The following is a 19,966-nucleotide window of genomic DNA, read 5'->3' on the forward strand; positions in this document are numbered from 1 at the left end:
TCAGGCTCCAATAAATGCGTCACGAAACGAATCATGAGCCGATTTTAAAGATAGGGTGGGTTGCGCCAGGTAGCTGGCGATCTTCGTGATGCTGTAATCCGACTTGACCTGTTCTTCGACCCAGCTGGCGTCCTCGAAAGAAATGTGGTGCTCGAGCGCGACCTGGGGATCCATGATGGCTTGCAAGGTGCGCGGCGAAGCGCCGCTGAAGCCGATCACCATGGATGGCCGGTCGTTGATCCTGGTAACAAAAGTGGCCAGCTCGAAATTGCCGCGCAGCAGGAATGGCGTAATCAGGTGCAGCCAGTAGGACGCCACCAGGTTGCGATACATGGGATCGACCGGCAACGGCATCACCAGGCTCTTTTCCAGGCGCGACGACGAACTCGCCATCACCGGCTGCAGCAAGATGCCCAGCGCCAGGACCAGGTGCCGCAAGGAGCCCTTGAAACCGGCGCTGTGCAGCATGTTTTCCAGCCCGCCTATGGTCTGGATTTCCATGAAGTCGGTGAAAGCCGCGTGGTAGGCGCCGCTGCCCAGCTGCAAGGGAATGCCGGTGGCGGTCAGGTTCTGTAGGGAAATCGCCGGATCGGTAGCGGCTATCACTTCGGAAGCCTGGGTTTCCAGCCGGTTCCACAGGCGCGAAAACGCCATCGGGCTCTTCGCCGTAAAATCCTGCGGCTCGTCGATTTCCATGGTGCTGACGGCAAGGAATGGAAAACGGCGGTTAGCCTGGTCGTTGCTGGCAATCAGGTGGCCGGCGATGGCGCGCCTGCTGCGCGGGCCGATGAAAGCAAAGTGCAGCGGACTGACGGCGTCGTAGGCGATTTTCCAGCGCGGCTCGGCAGACAGCAGGTCCATTGCCTGCGCCAGCCAGTCATCGAGGATCGACACCAGCGGCATGTTGTCGGTAGCCTTGATGAAATCGCCGCGGCTGGGGATCTTGCCGAAATAGCCGATGTTAGCCAATTTTTCTCCTACGCTCATTGTGCGGTCCCTCCTGCACTGGCTGCAGCAACCGGCGTTGCGCCAGGCGCGGCAGCCGGCGTACCAGCGGCCGATGTGCCGGCCGCAGGCGCCGCCGCCGGAGTGCTGACCGGACTCGCCGCCGTGCCGACAATGGTTTCCGGCAATCTCATGCCGCGGAAACCCTGGCCTTGCTGGGCGCCGCCGTCAGGCGACTTGGCGCTGACTTGCGGGCTGCTGATGATCTTCAGGTTGATCGGCACCGTGATGTTTTCATTGGTCCAGCTCAATTCGAAGTTACCGTCCTTGCGCTTGCGCACCGCCGTGTTGATCAGGCGCTCAAGCCCGAAACGGCCAGGCTGGTTGGCGATTTCAACGGTACGTCCGTCGAAGGTGACGGCCGTGATGCGGGCGCCGGCCACGCCTTGCGGATTAGGCCACACGAAGTTGGTCCATTGCGCCTGGGTATTGCGGTAACGCAGCTGCTGGCCATCGATTTCGATGGTGTATTCCGTGGTGCCGCCAGCCGGCAGCGCCTGGATCTGGAACACGGTTTGCGCATCCGCTCCGCCGGCGCTGCCGCCGGCTGCTGCGCTGCTGGCGCCCAGCGGCGCTACCCAGCGTGCGAAACTCGACACCATGGTAGGCGACAGCGTGATGCCCATGTCGGCCCAGGTCTTGGCAGCCAGCGTATCGCCGCGGCGCACCACCAGCGGCCCCATCGAGGAATTGACGAACTTGGCGATGCTGCCGTCCGGGCCGAATGTCTGGCCGATCTCGGCGCTGGTCGCTTCGATTTTCGAATTGGCGGCAAACGGATATTTTTCGCCCAGGGTTTTCTCGAACGGAGAATAAACCTGCGCCAGCCAGGTGCGGTTCATCTCCGCCTCGGTCGGCTTGATGGTGACGGCGAAAGCCTGGATCAGCGGCCGCACCAGGATCGGACGGATCGCCTGTTTCTGCGTATCGCTCATGCCGACCAGCATCTGTTCGTCGACATACTTGAGCGCGTCGGCCAATTCCGATCCGCTGCCGTTCAGGGTCTGCTGCATCAGCTGGTTGGCGCCGGGGCCGGTATCGCCCTGGTTCTTGATCTGGTTGAAGCGGGTACGCAGTTTCGACAGGCTTTCCATGTAGCCGCGCATCAGCGTGGCGTCTTTGTCCTTGGCCGTCACCAGGCGCGCGACGCCGGCGAACTCCTTGCCGACCGGGCCCATGGGCGCGGCGGTTGGATCGGTATTGGCGTTCAGGTTGACGTTGACGTTCACTCCCGACGGCGCCTGGCGTAGGATGGTTTGCTTGAACCAGGCGATGAAGCCGCTTTGCGCGCGCCCCAGGCCGGTGTTCAGCAGCGACGGATTGTCCCAGGATGTCTGCTGGTAGACCGCGCTGACGAACTTGTTGATCGGCGAAGTGGACGGATCGCCGAAACGGTTCATCGCCTTGACCGCGTTGTCAAACCCGCCGAGGTCGGCGATGTTGGCGCCCTGCATGAACTTCTGCCATTCCTTGGCGTACTCGGTCTTGTATTGGGTAACCAGGGCTTTCTGGATCTGCTCCGGGCTGCCTTCCAGCGTCAGGTCGTCGCTGGAGGCGGTTTTCAGCACCCAGTCGGCGCTTTGCAGTTCTTTATTGGCGGCTTCCTTGAACGCGCCCTGGACAAATTTTTCCCAGGCGTCGCGGGTGAATGTGCCCGGGATCGCATAGCTGCCGACAATCAGTTCCTTGTCCAGGTCGCCGACGATGCTCGCCACCGTAATCGACGGGAAGCGCGTCGAGGCGCGCGCCTTGATGTCCGCATAGACCCGGTCGCGGGCCGCCATGCCGCGCACTACGCGGCGCAGGTTGTCGCGCGATTGGTCGACCAGGGTCAGCTTGCTTTCAATCGTAGGCCAGGACGGATCGTTGACTTGCGACAGGTAAAAACTCATCAGGCGTTCGGCGCTGCGGATCATCTGTTCGCGCGTCATGTTGCCGCGGTTGCTTTCCAGCCAGCCGCGCCAGAAACGGGTCAGCTGGTCATTCAGGTGGCTGGACTCGGCGCGCGAGCGGTCGCTCAGCATCAGGTAAGTCTTCAAGGCGTTGTAGCCGTCTTCCACATTGGTCGGCGACGAATCCTTGTATTGCTGGGTGCTGCCGGCGTTGGCGGCCGGAGCGGCGGCTGCCGCCGCGCTTGCTGCTGCAGCGCCCGCAGCCGGCTGGGCGGCGCCGGCCAGCTGCACCGGACGCGACATCGGTTCCAGCGAACCTGCGTGGGCATTCATTTCAGACAGGAAGGATTCGATATTCGCGGTCACCGGCTTGAGCATGATGTCCTTGATGCCCGCGAAGTATTCCTCACGCAGTTTCTGCTCCAGCAATTCCCCCTGGTACAGGCCGAAACCGAGCGACAAAGGCCGGCGGTTATCGTATTTCTGCAGTTGCTCGATACGGTCTTGCAGGATCTCCATCGCTTCAAAGCGCGATTGCAGGTCCAGCCGTTTTTCCTGCAGCTTGATGGCCTTGTCCAGGTCCGCCTGGACATTGGCGGTCAGCTGGCGGTTGCCGATGTAGGACCAGCTCCAGCCGGCCAAAGCCAGGCCGACGAAGGCAGTGGCGGCGAAAAACATGGTGTAGCGCAAGCGCGTCTTGTGGCGGCTGGCGTATTGCGAAACCAGGTCCTTGTCGGCAAAGATGACTTTACGGAACAGGTTGAGCAGGAAGAAACCGTGCTTGGAATGGATCTCCGGCCGCTCCAGCGCTTGCAGCTTGAGGTCGAAACGCTCGGCGATCCGTTCCGACGAAGTGCTGAGTCCGCTGCCTTCCTGCAAGGCGCTGGTGAAATAGAAACCGCGGAATACCGGCTTGAACTGGAACGGATTTTCTTCAAACAGGGTGGCGATGAACGCGCGCAGGGAACTCTTTACCGCGGCGAACTCGAGCGGGAAAGTCAGCACGCCAGGCGGCAAACGATCGCCGCGGCTCAAGGCCATGTTGGCCAGGCTGATTTCCTTGAGGCCTTCGAACAGCTCGTCGAAGCGTTCGTCGAAATACGCCAGCACATCCTGGCTGCTGGTCTTCCTGCTGTAAGGCAAGGTTGCGCCCCAGACCCGGTCTTTTTCGCCGCGGTCCATGTCGACGAAGAATTCGGTGAAGCCGGTGATCAGGTCGGCCTTGGTAAACATGACATACACCGGCGCAAACACTTCCAGCTTTTCCGTCAGTTCCTGCACGCGCTGGCGCAGGTTCTTGGCGAGGTTGATGCCGAACTCCGGCCGGTTGCCCGCCAGCTCGGCGACGCTGACGGCGATGATGATGCCGTTGATCGGCGCGCGGCTGCGGTGCTTTTTCAGCAGGCCGAGGAAACTGAACCACTCTGCACGGTCTTCTTCATGCACCGAATAGCGCCCTGCGGTATCCAGCAGGATGCCGTCGGTAGTGAAGAACCAGTCGCAATTGCGGGTGCCGCCCACGCCCTGCACTATATTGCTGTTCTTGTCAGCCAGCGGAAACTGCAGGCCGGAATTGGCGACCGCGGTGCTTTTGCCGGCGGCCGGATTGCCGATGATCATGTACCACGGCAGTTCATATAAAGCAGTAGCGCCGGACTTTTCGCCAAGCTTGGAATTCTTGATGGTCGAAATCGCTTCCAGCATCCGCTTGCGGATGGTTTCGGTTTCATCGCGGCCGACAGCGCTGGTCTTGTCGCTGCCCTTCTCGGCCTGGCCTTCCAGCATGGAGCTGAAATTTTGCGACGCTGTCTTGGTGCGCTGCTTGCGGTACAGCACGACCAGTCCCCATATCAGCAGGATCGCAACCAGGAAAACCACGACCCAGATGCCATCGATTTGCAAAGCATCCGCGGCGAGAAAGAGAAAGCAGGCCAGCGCCACAAAACCGACCACCATCAAGGTTCGTGTATTCGTCAGGAATTGCCAAATTCGTTGCATAGGTATCAGTAATTAAATGGTTGATTCTTTTGGAAGGGATGCTAACGGCGTGTGCCGACGGCCACAAATTGTTGCCTGTTCACAACAGCGTAATGACTGCTTCGGCCGCTGAGCAAGCTGTGCTGCATGACTGTGTCAGCCTGAACAAAGGACCAGGATTGCATTGCAAAAAAGGGGCGTCGCCCGCCGGACGGCGATCCCGCCACCTGAAATTTTATTGCCCGATACTATCAATCGCCTCGCCATGCCATCCCTCTTTTTGTCGATTTTTTTGCGCAGATACAACGATTTTATATTTTCTCTTATCTTTTCATTACGCCCGGCTTGCGGAATTCCACGTGGCCCAGGTCCATCATTTTCCAGCGTCCGCCCCACGTCAGTCCGACCGATTCCGCCACTTCGCCATACAGCTGGTAACCGCGCATGGCCCACGGGTCTTTCTCTGTAATCACCAGCTTGCCGCTGCGCATGAACGCAGAATCGGCTGCCAGGCCGTACTGGTGGTAGCTCTGGAACGCCTTGGCGTTGGTCACGCTGCCGCCCATTTGCGCCAGGGCATTCTGCCGTTCCGGGCTACGATACCCTTCAATAATGACCATGTCGTAACCGTGCTTCTCTTTCATGATCTTGAAAGTCATCAGCAAGCGCTGGGTGAAATCGGCATCCAGCGCCTGCCAGTTACGGCTGGCGGTATCCAGCATAGGCCGCACTTGCGCTACTTCCTGCGTGGTAAACACCTCAGGCGGGAGCGGCGGCGGCGGTACTAATTGCTCCCCTTCCAGCAACGCGGCAATCTGCTGGTTAACTACTTGCCCGGAATCATCATAGCTACCCAGCATGGTTTTACCGCTCAACATCCACGCAGTCAAAGGCGGGACCAGCACAACCGCCATTCCGGCGAGTAGGATCCACTGGTGCCGCTTGATGAACTGCCAGCTTGAGAGCCTGGATGCCTGCAGGTTTTGCGAAAGGGATCTTGTGGTCTCGGACCGGCGGTCTCGCCAGTTCTGGACCTGTGCCCCAATCTGCTGCCGGCGCTTGACCAATGCCAAATAAACAATCTCGCGGGCGGCCGGGAACAACAGCAGCCCGGCGACGCCGCATGCAAGCAGAAAGTAAAGGGCGACGACTAAGACGAACACAAAAACCTTCTCGTGAATATTACCAAAGATAAATTATATTTTTTTGGTAATATATTGCCAGTTGACATATTTAGTTGTCAGAGAGTATACCTTATCAAACTTGGCGTCACGTCGGTCTGTGTTCAATAACTGACATTTGGAGATTTGTGTCTTGCAACCATCTGAAGAAACTGCGCGCGGCTCCGTAAAACCGAATTTGTTATCGGGCTCGACGGCGACAGAAAACAGCAGCGGCAGCATCCTGAATGCCCTGGAAGGCAAGGAATCGCCTTCAAAGGCCAGCGCACAAAAAAACTCCGGCGCCTTGCGTGCGGGACTGGTCGTCGTCTTGCTGGCGGCGATCGGCGCAGGCGGTTATTTTGCCTTGAATCAACGCGGCAGCCAGCCCGAAACCGCGATCGCGGCCAGTGCGCCGGCGCCGAAGGAATTGCCGCCAAGCACTCCAGCGCCAGCCCTTGCCGCCAACGATGCCGCATCCGCAGAAAAAACGGAATCGCAAGCTGCGGTGATCGAAAACGATCCAGCCGCGCATGCCGATAAAGCCGATGAAGCGTCGGCCGATCCTCGCGCCAAATTGACGGAGACCCTGGAAGCCGGCGTGCCGGTCAGCTCGACCGCGCTAAAGAAAGCGCTGGAAGAACCCAAGGCATCGAAACCAAAGCCGGCTCCCAAGAGCGTGAATGCACCGCTGGTGAATCGCAATGTCCCAGAGAAAAAAGTCGCCCCGCCAAAAGCGCCGAATGCACCGAAAGCCGGCGCCCAGCCTAGCGACAGCGATGTCAATATATTGACGGCGCTGGTTTCTCACGGCGACAGCGTGAACGAACCGCCAAAAGCCAAGGAAACCGCGAAGTCCAGGCAACAAGCCAAGAAGAAAGCGGCAGAGCCTGTACTTGCGCAAAATGTCTCCGACGGACCTGACATCGTTGAACGCAAAGCCGGCGACAACAACACGGCAGGCTTGCTGCAACGCTGCAAGCAGCTGGGCATGATCGAAGGTGAATTGTGCCGCTGGCGCATCTGCTCCGGACGCTGGGATACCGATACCGCATGCAAGGTAAACCGGTAGGCGCACTCCCGTTCGTTACCGGTCCTGGATTGACTGCCATCGCGGAGCGCCAGGACTGATGCCGCTTACCTTTGCCTTGCTCGCCATCGCGATTGCCGCGGCCTGGCTCAAACCCCTCCGGCTGACTGACCGCTTCCTCCTGCCGCCGTGGATGGCAATCGCCGCCGGCGCGGTGGTCAGCGGCTTGGCTGCCGCCGTCCTGAGTCCCGTTGCGGTGCTCGCGCTCGCGATGTTTTTCCTGGCCGCTTACCTGGCGGCGGTCACTCAGCGCAAAACCAGCCTCCTGTTCGGCATGGCGGCAGCCCTCCTGGCCCTGGCGCTGGCCTTGCATCGGTTGCCTGGGTTCAATAATCCGATACTGATTTCCCAGCTGCGCCTGTCTGCCGACTCCGTGCCCTTCACGCAATATGCCAACTTCGACAAAGGCGCCGCCGGCCTGGTCCTGCTGGCGTTCCTGTGCCGCCGCGCCAGTTCCGCGGCTGAATGGCGCAAGCTGTTGCAGCAAACCTGGCCCATCGCGCTGGTTGCAGTCATTGCCGTACTCGGCCTGGCGACCGCTATCGGCTATGTCAAACCGGACTTCAAGCTCAGCCAGGTGACCGCACTGTTCTTGTTCACCAACCTGTTCTTTACGGTAGTAGCGGAAGAAGCTTTTTTCCGCGGCTTGCTGCAAGACCGCTTGGCCTTGCCGCTGGCGCGCTTTCGTCATGGCCCGCTATTGGCAGTCGCCTGCTCGGCGCTCTTGTTCGGCGCGGCGCACGTGGCCGGGGGCGGCGCCTACGTGCTGCTGGCTACGGTTGCCGGCCTGGCTTATGCCTATGCTTATTACGTCACGCAACGCATCGAGGCTGCGATCATCGTCCATTTCGCGGTCAACACGGTCCACTTCATCGGCTTCACCTATCCCCACCTCAACTGACCCGATGAGGACAGGCGCAGCGTCTGCGATACTTGCCTCAGATCACTTGTTCTGATCGATCCGTTGCTGGATATGCTGGGCGCGGTCGGTTGACGACGGATGCGAGCTGAGCATGCTGGCGCCGGCGCCGCCGTCCAGCTTCGCCAACTTTTGTAATGCTGTCACCAGCCCTTTGCGATCCATGTTCATCTTGGTCAGCTGGTCAAACGAATAGTCGTCGGCGGCACTTTCCTGCACCTGGGAAAATTGGGCATTGATGATTTTTTCAGTCAGCTCGCCCAGCTGCGATGCCGACAGGTTGGTGACCACTGCGTTGCCCGTCGCGCCTGCGGCAGTACGCGCAGCCGTCACGGCATAGGCGGTTTGCATGGCTTTTTTGGTGTGGCCCAATGCCACGTGCCCCATTTCATGCCCGATCACGCCGCGCAATTCACTGTCGTTCATCATGTCCATCAAGCCGCTATACACCCGGATGCAGCCATTCGACATGGCCCAGGCGTTGACGTCTTTCGTCATGTAGACACGGTAATTGGTCTGCGCGCCGTTGAGGCTGGGGCTGAAACCCTGCACCACCTTGTTCAGGCGCACATCGTATTTGCTCTTCGGCGCCGCAATCTTGTTTTGCTTGTCGCTGGCGGCGCAAGCGTCGTCCGACATGGTCTTGACATCGGTATCGCTCAAGGACGCTGCCTTGAGTGCGGTACCGCCTGCTGCCATCATGCCGTCCACGTTCACGCCGGCGACGCCGCCACCTGCCGCTCCGCAACCGCCCAATGCCGTGGTCGCAGCTAACGCCAACAGCTTAAATTTCATGTTCATCTGAATCCCCTCTGTGAAATCGTTGTTTTGGTCAATAACGAAAGTAAGTGAAAGTTAGAAAGTTAATTGGTAAGGAACGTTACTAAAATCACCAATAACAGTCGGATAACACAATAACTTACTTTCTAGAATGCCAATAAATTTTAGGCAATTCTGTTTCCCAAAAACAACAAACTGCACATTCATTGCCGAGGCGGATTGGCATTTTGCTTGAGCAGGACCCAGGCCATCGCGCCCAAGGCCGAAGCCGCCAGCAGCAATACCGCCCACAGAATGATGTTGCGCGTCGGCGTGCCATCGCGCCCGGCGGGCGCGGCCACCAGCGTCGCCGCGCCGTCCACTTTCGCCAGCGGCAAGCTGTTCTCTTGCGCCGGGCGGTAACCTGGCATCAGGCTTTGCATCGGCAGATAAGGACTGCTGGCGTTGGCAAGGCCGGCCGCCAGGGTGAACGGCGCCGGGCCATTGACCAGCGCCACGATCTGCATCGGTTCGAATTCCAGGCTGATCTCCGGCGGCGCCGAGAATCCCTGTGTTTTCTTGTCTGCTTCGATCTTGATTTCGCGGTATGCGGTCGGCGGCAGTTCGATGGCTGCGCTGGTTTGCAGCTTGCCGCCGGTCTGCAATTTATAAATGACGCTGGCCGTCATCAAGGTCCATGGCTGACCGGCCTCCTGGCGGCCCAGCACCCGCACCGGCAGCAGCACATTGTCGCCCGCCGGCCTGATTTTCAACGCCGCCACCGGCGTCGCGAAAGGCAGCGAAAACCGCAGCGTATAGGGGTTGTCCAGCACCGGCTGGGCCAGCGCGGCCGTGACCCGGGCGCTGCTGGTGACGCCACGGGCGGTAGTCAATGTCGCGCTGCGCATGGTTACCGGCGCGGTCCGTCCCGCGGCGTCGGTCCAGGTGACGCGCAGGTACTGGTCCTTGAGATCGGCGGCAGGCAGTTCGACATGGTCGCTGCCCAGCCCGCTGGCCCCCGCTTCGGCGCGGTACAGCACGGTCTGCGCCAGTGGACGCCAGTATCTGAGGTCTTTACTGGCTTGCAGGTCGAAGGTCACCGGCTGTGCGTCGGGCAAATCCACGTCCAGCACCAGGTCCACCACCGGATCGTCGATGGCGCGCGTGTCGAGCAATGCGCCCAGCACTTTTTTGCGGGGCGCGCCGGCATCTGCCGGGTTGCTGTCGATTTGCACAATGCGCTTGCCTTGCTGCTCTTCGATCCGCAGCGAGGATGCCGATATGTCGGCAAGGTCGGCGCTGCCCATGATTGGCGACGACTTCAGCTCGATCTTGCGCTTCTCGGTTTGCCGCAGGCTGGCGCTGTCGGACAGGGCCATGGCCAAAGGCTGGCCCTTGGCGTTGAAAACCCGCACATCGCTCAGGCCGCCGGTTTGCAGGCTCACCAATGCCTGCGCCGGCAGGACCAAGCGCTGCAACGGCGCATCCGCGGCAAAGGCAAGCGGCAGGCGCAGCGCATACGACTGCGCGTCATTCGGGTCGGACGCCGGCCAGGCGGCGCCGGCTGCCGTCATGACAGCCAGGCACACGGCAGCGTGCATCGGGAAATATTTCATCTCTACGCTTCCTTCACAGTACCGGCATCCGCCGCTGCGGCTTTCGGCGGCAGCGGCGCAAAATAACCAACCACCAGCATCAGCGCGCCCACCGCGATAAAGGTGACGATGCGTTCCGCGCCGCCCGCATTCGACAAGTCGACCAGCAGCAGCTTGACCACCACCAGGCCCAGCAATGCCGCGCCGGCCAGCCACAAACCGCGCTGCACGCGCCGGTGCGCCAGCAGCATCAGGCCTAGCGCCAGCAGCGTCCACAAGATGGCGTAGCCGGTCTGCACCACAAAACTGTCAAACAGCGCCGCGCTGTCCCATCTCACGCCGAAGAAATGATGCACGGTGCGCAGCCAGACGGTATTGAGCAAGACAAATGCCAACGCGGCCAGCGCCAGCAGCGTCTGTTTGCGCGGTACCCAGCCGGCGCCGGCAGGCAAGGGCTGGGCCGCGACAATCGCGCGGCGCCAGAATACCAGCGCGCCGAGGGCGAGGGCCAGCGCCAGGTCGGTAGGATTAAGCAACGGGACATACGGCAGCGGCGCCGTATGTCCCGACGACAGCAGCGCCATCAGCAGCGCGCCGAAAAACACCAGCACTGTGAGCGGCAAAGCCGCATACCAGTAGTAGGCGACAGCATGCGTGCCGAGCGGCCACCTGAACGCCGGCAGCAGCGCAATGCGGTTGGCCCTGCCGGCCCACACCGACAAACACAGCAATACCGCAATCGCGCTGACCAGCAGCACCACGCTGGCCCAGGAACTCTGCCACAAATTGCCGCGCTCGATGCCGAACCACAGGCAGTCGGCCAGCAACAGCGTGAGCAGCCAGACGCTGCCGACATGTGTCGCGCGATTCAGCTTGAGGGTGGCGATATTGTTTTGGGTTTGCGTGTCGTTCTTGTAGAGCATCCAGTAATGCAAGCCAAGGGCCAGCAGCCAGATGATCCAGGCTGGTGTGTACAGGACACGCTCCCCGGACAGCTCCTGCGCGATAAACCCGAGCGCCAGCGGCAGCAAGGTGAAACGGCTGGGCCAGGCGGCTACCGTCCAGCTGCTCTTGCGCGCCAGCAGCAGCGACAGCCATGCGCTCGCCACCAGCGCCAGCACCGTCAGCAACTGCTGGGTGCCGTCGCTGAAAACGGGCACGCTTGCCATGCCGGTTTCGCTGCCGGGCAGCTCGCGGTTTATCTCGACTATCCACGCCAGGCACCAGAACACGAAACCAAACAGGTAGACCGGCTGCGACAGCATGGCTTCGGCCTTGGCAAATTCCCTGGCCCAGCGCGAATCGCTGTGCGGCAGCACGCCGCGCAGCCACCAGGCGATGGCGAATGCAGGCAAGGCGATAAACATGGCGCCCATGAACATCGGATTGGCCAGCGGCCAGGCCGACACATTGTCCTCGATCCCCGCCAGGAAAGCGCCGGCCGCCACCACTTGCAGCAACAGCCCGAACGCACGCGGCATCCAGCGCGCCTGCCGCATGCCGACCCAGAACGCGCCGGCTCCTTCGAGCGCCCACACTGCCGATGTCCAGCGCATGTCCAGCGCCAGCGGCACCGCCAGGGTTACAAAACCGAGGCCGATGGCGATCATGGATTCGATCATCAGGCGATAGCTATCCCGTCCGCGGCGCATCAGCACCGCTGCCAGCACCAGGTACAAGGCGGCAAATCCCAGCGCCGAAAAGGCGCCGCCGAACTTGAACTGGTCGGCCAGGCCGGCCTGCAAGCCAAAACCGACCAGCGCAGTGCCGAACATCAGCGTGCTGTCGACCGCGTTGCCAAGCCGGGTCGGCGTGTTGCGTGCATACAGGATCGCCGCCGCCACATAAATCAGCACGAATACGATCAGGAACAGCTGCGAACTCATGTAATGCGCCGGCTCGTACTTGAGCACGCCCCACAACGTAGCCACGCCAAAGGTCGCGGCAAAACCCACCATGTTCAGCACGCGCCAGGAACGTTTATAAGCAATGAACAGGATCGCCAGGTTAAGCAGCGTGTAATAGCTGAACAGGGCGACACTGCTGCCGCCTCCGGTGGAAAGCAGCAGCGGCACCGCAAAACCACCGGCAAAAGCCGCCACCGCGAGCGCGCGCGAATCCTGCAGCAGCGCCAGCGCGCAACTCAAGGCGCACACCACGATCATCAAGCCGAAAGCAGGCAAGGGCGCAACCAGGTCAAAGCGGCGGAAAGCGGCGAACACGGTGAGATAGATCACCGCCACGCCGCCGCCCTGCAATGCCAGTGCAAAAGCCGGCCTGGCCTGGCGCTTGACGAAACCGACAGCCAGCAGCGCAATTCCGGCAAGAGCGACGGCCGCCAGCCGCAGCTCGACCGGAAACAGGCCGGCGGCCGCCGCGTAGCTGGACAGGAAAGACAGGCCGATGAACAGGATCACCAGGCCGATACGCACTATGGTGTTGCCGCCAAGGAGCCAGTTCTTGGCCGCGGCGAAAGCCAGCTCGACGGCATTCGGTTCAGCGGGTGGACGGACGCGGGGAGGTGCGGGTGGCGCCGCCGGTTGCGTAGCGGGTGGGATATCCGGAGTAACTGGCCGAGCAGCGGTTGCAGCCGGCGCTGCTGCCGCTACCGGAGTGTCAGGTGCGCTTGCCAACGCGGGCTTGCCGGCCGGCGTTGAGTCAGGGACAGTTGTGCTGTCGCCGCGAGATTTCAACAGTTCCAGCATCTGCAGCCGCAATTTTTCGTTCGACTTGCGCATCTCGCTGCGGATCGCATGCTGCAATCCCAATCCCGCCAGCAAACCGAGACCGCCGCCCAAAAAGATGCCGAAGTCACCGTATCCCGAGCTCGGCCATAGCCAACCCAGCACAGCTCCGCACAAAATTCCCCACATAATCATAGTGTTAGCTCGCTTGTTGTGATTAGCTCTGGTATTGTCTGTTATGTGCCTGCCTGATGCAATGATTCGAATTGGCCAGCATGTAATACAAGGTTTGCGGACGCTCAAATAAATGACAGATGCGTGACCGATGCATGTAGGGCGCCAGGATTTCCTGGTTCGGCCCGGCGGCGCGAAGGGGTTTCCGTAACCTGAAGATGCTGGTTATAATCAGCAGCAAAGGTGAAGAAAATGATCTCCCATATTCTGACTCTCGATATCGCAGGCAATCCATTCGACTGGATCTCGCCGCAAGATGCTGTGCTCTATTATGCGAGCGGGAAAGTGGCTTGGGAACTGGGAGATGGCGACATCGTTTTCCGCGGCGGCTATTCCCGCGCCGGCGTACAATCGCGCATCGCCGTCAAACCTATCATCGCCATCGCCGGCAGCGCCATCATGGCGCGCATGCTGCACATGGAGCTGCCGCTGGGCCATCACAACGACTTGCTGTTCAGGCGCGACCGCTACACTTGCGCATACTGCGGCGGCCGCTTTCCGCACAACGAACTGTCGCGCGATCACATCCATGCACGCTCCCACGGCGGCAAAGACACCTGGATGAACTGCGTCACCGCCTGCAAGGACTGCAACCAGGAAAAGGGCAACAAGCCGCTGGAAAGCTTTCGCCCGCTGCTGTACGTGCCCTATGTGCCATGCCGCGCCGAGCACTATCTGCTGAGCGGCAGGAATGTGCTGGCCGACCAGCATGACTACCTGGCGGCCAGGCTGCCCAAGCACAGCAGGATGCGCGACTTGAACTGAAGCGCGCAGCCATGCCCATCGCGGGCACCCGCACAAAAAACAACAGAACACGGCTGTGTATCGACGAAACGTTTGACACCGCGTTTTCATCGGGCGCAGAATCGCAACTCAGCATTTTGACCAACGCATTTTTTACAGGAAAGGAACGGCCATGCCACGGACGGCTATCAACAATTTGAACAATAAATAGCCCCGCGCATGACTGCTCGGGGCCTTCGGCGATATTGCCGACCCGAGCCGGTCGTTCCAACCATGAACCCCGGTGAGGAAACTCGCCGGGGTTTTTGCTTTTCCGGGCCAGGCATTGGCCGGCCCGCAGCAGAAATGCCGGCATGACAAACAGTGGCGCACACGCTGCGCCTGGTCATCTGCATGAAAGGATGAAGATGAAAATAACGATCAAAGTGCCGAAACCGCGCAATCCGCTGGTTGCGCCGGCCAGGGCAAGGAAAGCAGGGGCGCATGCCGCGCATGATCCCGCGCGCCGGATACGCCGTATCGAAAAACAAAACCTGAACCTGCTGCTTTCAGGGCGAACCAGGAATGGTGGCGACGATGGGTGACGACAGGCTTAAGGTGACGTGCGAAAGCAAGATGCGCGTAGCTCCGGCAGGAAGCAGCCAGGACTGCTACGGTTGTGCATCGCTGTAGCAATGCGAAAGCCCAGCTCAATTCACGGTAGCGACATGGCGAGGACACGCGCCACATGCAGCGCAACCGTATCCGCTCCATCGTGAATCTGGTGCCGGCAGCTGGTACCGTCGGCGACGATGATGCTGTCTTTGCCAGCCTTGCGGACAGCCGGCAACAACGCCAGCTCGGCCATGGCGATCGACGCATCGTAGTGCTCGGCTTCATAGCCGAAACTGCCGGCCATGCCGCAGCAGGAAGATTCCACCGAGTCCAGTTCAATGTGCGGGATCCATTGCAATACCGCGTGCACCGGACGCAAAGCGTCGAAGGCTTTTTGATGGCAATGCCCGTGCACCAGGACTTTGTTGCCAGGCAGCGGCTTCAGGTCCAGATGGAAACGGCCGGCCTTTTTTTCTTTCACCAGGAATTCCTCAAAAAGATAGGCCGACGCCGCCAGCTTCTTTGCCTCTTCGCCATAACCATAATTGAGAAACTCGTCGCGCAAGGACAGCAGGCACGAAGGCTCCAGCCCGACAATGGCGATCCCGCGCTCAACGAAGGGCATCAATGCATCCAGCGTCCTGCGTGCTTCCGCCTTTGCCTGTTCGACCAGGCCGGCGGACAGATAGGTACGGCCGCAGCACAAGGGTTTTTGGCCTGCCACCGCATTGAAGTGCACCTTGTACCCGGCGGCTTCCAGCACCGCTTGCGCGGCACGGGCGTTTTCGGGTTCCATGTAATTGTTGAAGGTATCGACGAACAGCAAGACTTCCCGTTCGCCTTCTGCAGCCGATCTTGCATTGTTCAGGAAAGCATTCTTGAAGCGCGGGAAAGATCGTTGCGGCGCCAGGCCTATCTGCTTTTTCAGCCAGCCGGACAGCACAGGAATGCCATCGGCCCAGGCGATCAGGCCGCCGATAGCGCTGGCGTACGGCGCATACTTCGGCACAAATCCCACCAGCCTGTCGCGCAAGCTGAGGCCATGCTTGCCGGCCCATGCCGCGCGCGCTTCAATCTTGATCTTGGCCATGTCGACGCCGGTCGGGCAGTCGCGCTTACAGCCCTTGCACGATACGCACAGGTCCAGCACTTCCTTGACCTCGGTGCTGGCCAGGCCCTCGCTGCCGAGCTGGCCCGACAGCGCCAGGCGCAGGGTATTGGCGCGGCCGCGCGTGACGTGCTTTTCATCTTTGGTGATGCGATAGCTGGGGCACATGGTGCCGGCGTCGAATTTGCGGCAATGGCCGTTGTTGTTGCACATTTCAACCAGCTTGGCCAGGCCGCCGCTCTTGTCGCCGCCGCTGCCGGCTGCGGTTTCTTCGCCGGTCAGCGGATTGCGCCGGACGTTCCAGGACGACCAGTCCAGCAAAGGACGATGCGGCAACTCGCTATAGCCTGGGGCAAAACGGAAGTTGCTGGCATCGTCCATCTTGGGCGGGCGCACGATCTTGTCCGGGTTGAAGCGATTCTGCGGATCGAACAGTTCCTTGATTTCGGTGAAGGCGGCATTGATTTTCGGACCGTATTGCCAAGCCACCCATTCGCCGCGGCACAGGCCGTCGCCGTGTTCGCCCGAATAAGCACCTTTGTATCTGCGCACCAGCGCCGAGGCAGCTTCGGCAATTTCGCGCATGTCCTTGGCGCCGCCGCGGCGCATGTCGAGTATCGGCCTGACATGCAGGGTGCCGACGCTGGCGTGCGCGTACCAGGTGCCTTCGGTGCCGTATTTGTGGAACACTTCGGTCAGCTGGCTGGTGTATTCGGCCAGGTGCTCCAGCGGCACGGCGCAATCTTCGATGAAGGATACCGGCTTGCCGTCGCCCTTCATGCTCATCATGATGTTCAGGCCTGCCTTGCGCACATCCCACAATGCTTTCTGGTCGGCCGCGCCGCTCATTTGCACCACGGAACCGGGTAAGCCCAAGTCGGCCATCAATTGGTCCAGGCTCGCCAGTTTTTTCAGCAGCGCGGCGCGATCGTCTCCGGCGAACTCGACCAGCAAAATCGCTTGCGGCTGCCCTGCCAGGGCTTTTTCGATGACCGGCTTGAATGCCGGATTGCTCATGGACAGGTCGATCATGGTGCGGTCGACCAGCTCGACCGCGGTCGGACCGAGCTTGACGATGTGCTGCGTCATGTCCATCGCCTGGTAGAAGGTCGGGAAATTGACCACGCCCAGGACCTTGTGCGCCGGCAGCGGCGCCAGCGACAGGGTGAGCTGCCTGCTGTACGCCAGCGTCCCTTCTGAGCCGACCAGGATATGCGCCAGGTTGGCGATGCCGTCGTCAGTGTAGGCGCGCGGATTCTGGCAATCGAAGATATCGATGTTGTAGCCGCCGACCCGCCGCAGCACCTTGGGTACGCGTTCCGTGATCTCGGCCTGTTCGCGTTGGGCGATACGCTGCAGTCCGGCGGTGATGTCGCCGATGCGGCCGCCCTGCTCCATGCGGTCCAGGCGTTGAAAGCGCCCTTGCGTGCCGTCAGCCAGCACCGCATCGATGGCGGCTACGTTGTGCACCATGTTGCCGTACTCGATCGACCGCGAGCCGCAGGAATTATTGCCTGCCATGCCGCCGATCGTGCACTGGGCTGCGGTCGATACGTCCACCGGAAACCACAGCCCGTGGGGCTTGAGCCAGGCGTTGAGGTGGTCGAGGACCATGCCTGGCTCCACCGTCACGGTGCGCGCCGCCGGATCGAAATCGATGACCTGGTTCAGCCATTTGCTGTTGTCGATCACCAGCGCCTCGCCTACGGTCTGGCCGCACTGGCTGGTGCCGGCGCCGCGCGCCAGCACCGGGACCTGGTGGCTGCGGGCGATGTCCAGCGCCAGCAGCAGGTCGTCCTGGTCGCGCGGCACCGCCACGCCAAGCGGCATGATCTGGTAGATCGAAGCGTCGGTGGCATAGCGGCCGCGGTCAGCCCGACCGAATAGTACTTCACCTTTCAGTTCGCGCCGCAGCTGCGCAGCCAGCGGCGTCGCCAGCGATGGACTGCGAGGGACCAGGTGGATAGGCTTGACCAACATGATGGAGTCCTGTCAAAAACTTGAAAAAATTGCCGATGCCCGGCTTAGGCCAGCTCGAAATGAATCGGCGGCAAACCCGCAACCTGGCCGATCACCAAGCCCGGTTCATCCGGAAAGTGGATGCCGGTATAGGACCCGGTTGTGACTACCGTGCCGGCAGGCAGGGTTATGCCGCGCGTGTTGCAATGGTTCACCAGCCAGCCCAGCAGGCGCCGCGGATCGCCGGCGGGATTGCCGGCGCTGCCCTTGAATATGTCCTTGCCGTTCAAGGTCAGGTGCGCCTCCGGCTTCAGGAAAGGAAAAGCGGCGTCATAGGCGATGAACTCGCCGCTGACCAGGGCGCCGTGGTTTTGCAGGTCCGCCAACTGGCTCAGCTTGGGCACTTCCGGCCAGCCGGCAAGGCGGCTGGAAACGATCTCGATCGACGCCGCCATGCTGCCGATGTGGCGCATTACCTCCGGTTCCGGCATCGGCGCCGCGCCGGGCTGGAAATCGATGTCGAAACAAAACATGATTTCCAGCTCGATGCCCAGCACCGGGTAAGCGGAGCGCTCGATGAGCGTGGTGGCGGGATAAATACGCTCCGCCGGCAAAGGCGCACCCTGTATCGGCCCCTGCGCCGATTTTGCACCTATCTTCCAGCCGCCGATCCTGGCCTGCCGGTGCTGCAGGAACGCGTGCTGCACCAGGTAGGCAGCGTCGGCGCTAACCGGCTCCAGTTCCTGCGGAATGCATTCGACTGTCGCATGATTGCCGTATGCCCTGCTCAGCAGATGCGCCAGCCGCTGCTGTGAAGATTGCGGAGATTGCGAAGAATTCATAAAACCCCTGGTTATAACCATGTCTGCATGGCCGGATCGGCAGGCGCTTCTAGGCGCCGGCCTTCACCGGGTTGGCCGCGCCGTCGCCCACGCTATGCTCGAACTTGCTGTCGGGCTGCATGCGGAACGCCAGCAGCACGCCGAATCCCATCAGGATCATGCTGCCGACGAACGGCAGTTCCCAGCTGCCGAAGCGGTCGATCAGGTAACCGGACAGCACCGGCGAGATGATCGCCGCCAGCGCCGAACCGGTATTCATCATGCCGCTGGCGGTGCCTGAATATTGCGGAGCGATATCCATCGGAATCGCCCACATCGGGCCGATCGTCATTTCGGCGAAAAAGAAACCGGCGCTCAGGCAAAGTATCGAGACGTAGACGTTGTGCGTGACCAGCAGCGGCAGCAGCGACAGCAACGTCAGCAGCATGCAGACCGACACCATCTGGCTGCGCGCCCGCTTCAGGTTGCCGGTGCGTTTCAGGATCCTGTCGCTGACGATGCCGCCCAGCGTATCGCCGACCACGCCGGCGAAGAACACGCTGGAAGCGAACAGGGCGGATTTCTTGATGTCCAGGTCGTAGCTGTGCAGGAAATATTGCGGGATCCAGCTCAGGAACAGCCACAGCGTCCAGCCATAGCAGAAATACACGATGGTCACCGGCAGCATGCGCTTGAACAGCGGTCCCCATGGAATCTTCGGCGTGTTTTTCTTGACGGCCGGCAGCACTGCCAGCTCTTCCTGGGTAATGCGCGGATGTTTCTCCGGATGTTCCGTAAACACGAATGCCCACACCAGTACCCAGACCAGGCTGATCACCCCGCAGATATAGAACGATTCGCGCCAGCCATGGGTCGCCATGATGAACACCACCAGTGTCGGCGCGACCGCATTGCCGATACGGGCGAAGGCATGGGTGACACCTTGGGCAATCCCGCGGTTTTCCTTGGCGACCCAGCGCGACATGGCGCTGGTGGCTGCCGGAAAGGTGGCGCCCTCGCCCAGCCCGAGCAGCAGCCGGGCAAGCAGCAGCGAAAACAGGCCGCCGGCAAAACCGGTCAGGATGGTGGCGATGCCCCACAAGATGCCGCAATAGATCAGGGTGCGTTTGGCGCCGAACTTGTCGCTGACCCAGCCGCCGATGATCTGGAACACCAGGTAGGGATAGGCGAAGGCCGAGAACACCAGGCCGATCTGCGTTTTCGACAGATCGAATTCTTTCGCAAAGCCGGCCGCGGCGGTGCTGACGTTGACGCGATCCAGGTAGGTAATGAAATACATCAGGCATAACATGATGAGCACGACCGTGGTCGCGCGCAAACGCAGGTGTTTCATTGTTGTCTCCAATATCATGGTGGTCGGCAAGCGCCGCAGGACATCTTTATCCTTGCTCCCCCCGTCCTCTG

The 19,966-nt window shown here is 60.9% G+C and carries 13 protein-coding genes; 4 read left to right on the forward strand and 9 right to left on the reverse strand.

Features of this window, described 5'->3' with window-relative positions:
- The 3 genes from tagF to V8G57_RS12780 form a co-directional block, all read right to left on the reverse strand.
- Entirely contained in the window at positions 1 to 987 is a 987-nt protein-coding gene (tagF, locus tag V8G57_RS12770; protein WP_342829716.1) for a type VI secretion system-associated protein TagF, read from the reverse strand.
- A complete protein-coding gene (gene tssM / locus V8G57_RS12775; protein ID WP_342829717.1) occupies positions 984 to 4,895 on the reverse strand; it encodes a type VI secretion system membrane subunit TssM in 3,912 nt (1,303 codons plus the stop codon). Before tssM ends, tagF begins: the two co-directional genes overlap by 4 nt.
- Positions 4,896 to 5,197: 302 nt before the next feature.
- Positions 5,198 to 6,037, reverse strand: a complete 840-nt coding sequence (locus V8G57_RS12780) for a M15 family metallopeptidase (RefSeq protein ID WP_144740974.1) — start codon at positions 6,035 to 6,037, stop codon at positions 5,198 to 5,200.
- Between the two features lie 151 nt (positions 6,038 to 6,188).
- Here V8G57_RS12780 and V8G57_RS12785 point away from each other — a divergent pair, with 151 nt between their 5' ends.
- Both V8G57_RS12785 and V8G57_RS12790 read left to right on the forward strand, forming a co-directional pair.
- Positions 6,189 to 7,106, forward strand: a complete 918-nt coding sequence (locus V8G57_RS12785) for a hypothetical protein (RefSeq protein WP_342829718.1) — start codon at positions 6,189 to 6,191, stop codon at positions 7,104 to 7,106.
- 58 nt (positions 7,107 to 7,164) lie between these two features.
- Positions 7,165 to 8,025 carry a CPBP family intramembrane glutamic endopeptidase gene (locus tag V8G57_RS12790; protein ID WP_342829719.1) on the forward strand — a complete coding sequence of 287 codons (861 nt, stop codon included), beginning with the start codon at positions 7,165 to 7,167 and terminating at the stop codon, positions 8,023 to 8,025.
- 42 nt (positions 8,026 to 8,067) lie between these two features.
- On the opposite strand, the gene loiP is transcribed toward V8G57_RS12790, so the two are convergent.
- The 3 genes from loiP to V8G57_RS12805 form a co-directional block, all read right to left on the reverse strand.
- The gene (gene loiP, locus V8G57_RS12795) at positions 8,068 to 8,844 is read right to left on the reverse strand and encodes a metalloprotease LoiP (protein ID WP_342829720.1); all 777 of its coding nucleotides are present in this window, start codon (positions 8,842 to 8,844) and stop codon (positions 8,068 to 8,070) included.
- 182 nt (positions 8,845 to 9,026) lie between these two features.
- Positions 9,027 to 10,418, reverse strand: a complete 1,392-nt coding sequence (locus tag V8G57_RS12800; protein ID WP_342829721.1) for a DUF3999 domain-containing protein — start codon at positions 10,416 to 10,418, stop codon at positions 9,027 to 9,029.
- A 2-nt stretch (positions 10,419 to 10,420) separates the two neighbouring features.
- Complete coding sequence (locus tag V8G57_RS12805; protein WP_342829722.1) at positions 10,421 to 13,195, reverse strand: DUF2339 domain-containing protein; 2,775 nt, start codon at positions 13,193 to 13,195, stop codon at positions 10,421 to 10,423.
- 312 nt (positions 13,196 to 13,507) lie between these two features.
- Here V8G57_RS12805 and V8G57_RS12810 point away from each other — a divergent pair, with 312 nt between their 5' ends.
- Positions 13,508 to 14,080, forward strand: coding sequence for an HNH endonuclease (locus tag V8G57_RS12810; protein WP_175500942.1), 573 nt, complete (start codon positions 13,508 to 13,510; stop codon positions 14,078 to 14,080).
- 386 nt (positions 14,081 to 14,466) lie between these two features.
- The gene (locus tag V8G57_RS12815) at positions 14,467 to 14,643 is read left to right on the forward strand and encodes a hypothetical protein (protein ID WP_254785014.1); all 177 of its coding nucleotides are present in this window, start codon (positions 14,467 to 14,469) and stop codon (positions 14,641 to 14,643) included.
- Between the two features lie 110 nt (positions 14,644 to 14,753).
- Here the strand turns inward: V8G57_RS12815 and V8G57_RS12820 are convergent, their stop codons facing one another.
- The 3 genes from V8G57_RS12820 to V8G57_RS12830 are packed head-to-tail and all read right to left on the reverse strand — an operon-like array spanning position 14,754 to position 19,895.
- Entirely contained in the window at positions 14,754 to 17,741 is a 2,988-nt protein-coding gene (locus tag V8G57_RS12820) for an FAD-binding and (Fe-S)-binding domain-containing protein (RefSeq protein ID WP_342829723.1), read from the reverse strand.
- 44 nt (positions 17,742 to 17,785) lie between these two features.
- Entirely contained in the window at positions 17,786 to 18,562 is a 777-nt protein-coding gene (locus V8G57_RS12825) for a 2-keto-4-pentenoate hydratase (RefSeq protein WP_342829724.1), read from the reverse strand.
- Positions 18,563 to 18,611: 49 nt separating this feature from the next.
- Positions 18,612 to 19,895 (reverse strand): MFS transporter, encoded by a 1,284-nt coding sequence (locus V8G57_RS12830; RefSeq protein WP_342829725.1) that lies wholly within the window; start codon positions 19,893 to 19,895, stop codon positions 18,612 to 18,614.
- Positions 19,896 to 19,966: the final 71 nt, after the last annotated feature.

It is taken from the genome of Collimonas rhizosphaerae (assembly GCF_038896935.1).
Classification (GTDB): Bacteria; Pseudomonadota; Gammaproteobacteria; order Burkholderiales; family Burkholderiaceae_D; genus Collimonas; species Collimonas rhizosphaerae.

Coding starts and splice junctions, on each gene's coding strand:
- tagF (WP_342829716.1), bottom strand. CDS start 987: ATGAGCGTAGGAGAAAAATTGGCTAACATCGGCTATTTCGGCAAGATC.
- tssM (WP_342829717.1), bottom strand. CDS start 4,895: ATGCAACGAATTTGGCAATTCCTGACGAATACACGAACCTTGATGGTG.
- V8G57_RS12790 (WP_342829719.1), top strand. CDS start 7,165: ATGCCGCTTACCTTTGCCTTGCTCGCCATCGCGATTGCCGCGGCCTGG.
- loiP (WP_342829720.1), bottom strand. CDS start 8,844: ATGAACATGAAATTTAAGCTGTTGGCGTTAGCTGCGACCACGGCATTG.
- V8G57_RS12800 (WP_342829721.1), bottom strand. CDS start 10,418: ATGAAATATTTCCCGATGCACGCTGCCGTGTGCCTGGCTGTCATGACG.
- V8G57_RS12810 (WP_175500942.1), top strand. CDS start 13,508: ATGATCTCCCATATTCTGACTCTCGATATCGCAGGCAATCCATTCGAC.
- V8G57_RS12815 (WP_254785014.1), top strand. CDS start 14,467: ATGAAAATAACGATCAAAGTGCCGAAACCGCGCAATCCGCTGGTTGCG.
- V8G57_RS12820 (WP_342829723.1), bottom strand. CDS start 17,741: ATGTTGGTCAAGCCTATCCACCTGGTCCCTCGCAGTCCATCGCTGGCG.
- V8G57_RS12825 (WP_342829724.1), bottom strand. CDS start 18,562: ATGAATTCTTCGCAATCTCCGCAATCTTCACAGCAGCGGCTGGCGCAT.
- V8G57_RS12830 (WP_342829725.1), bottom strand. CDS start 19,895: ATGAAACACCTGCGTTTGCGCGCGACCACGGTCGTGCTCATCATGTTA.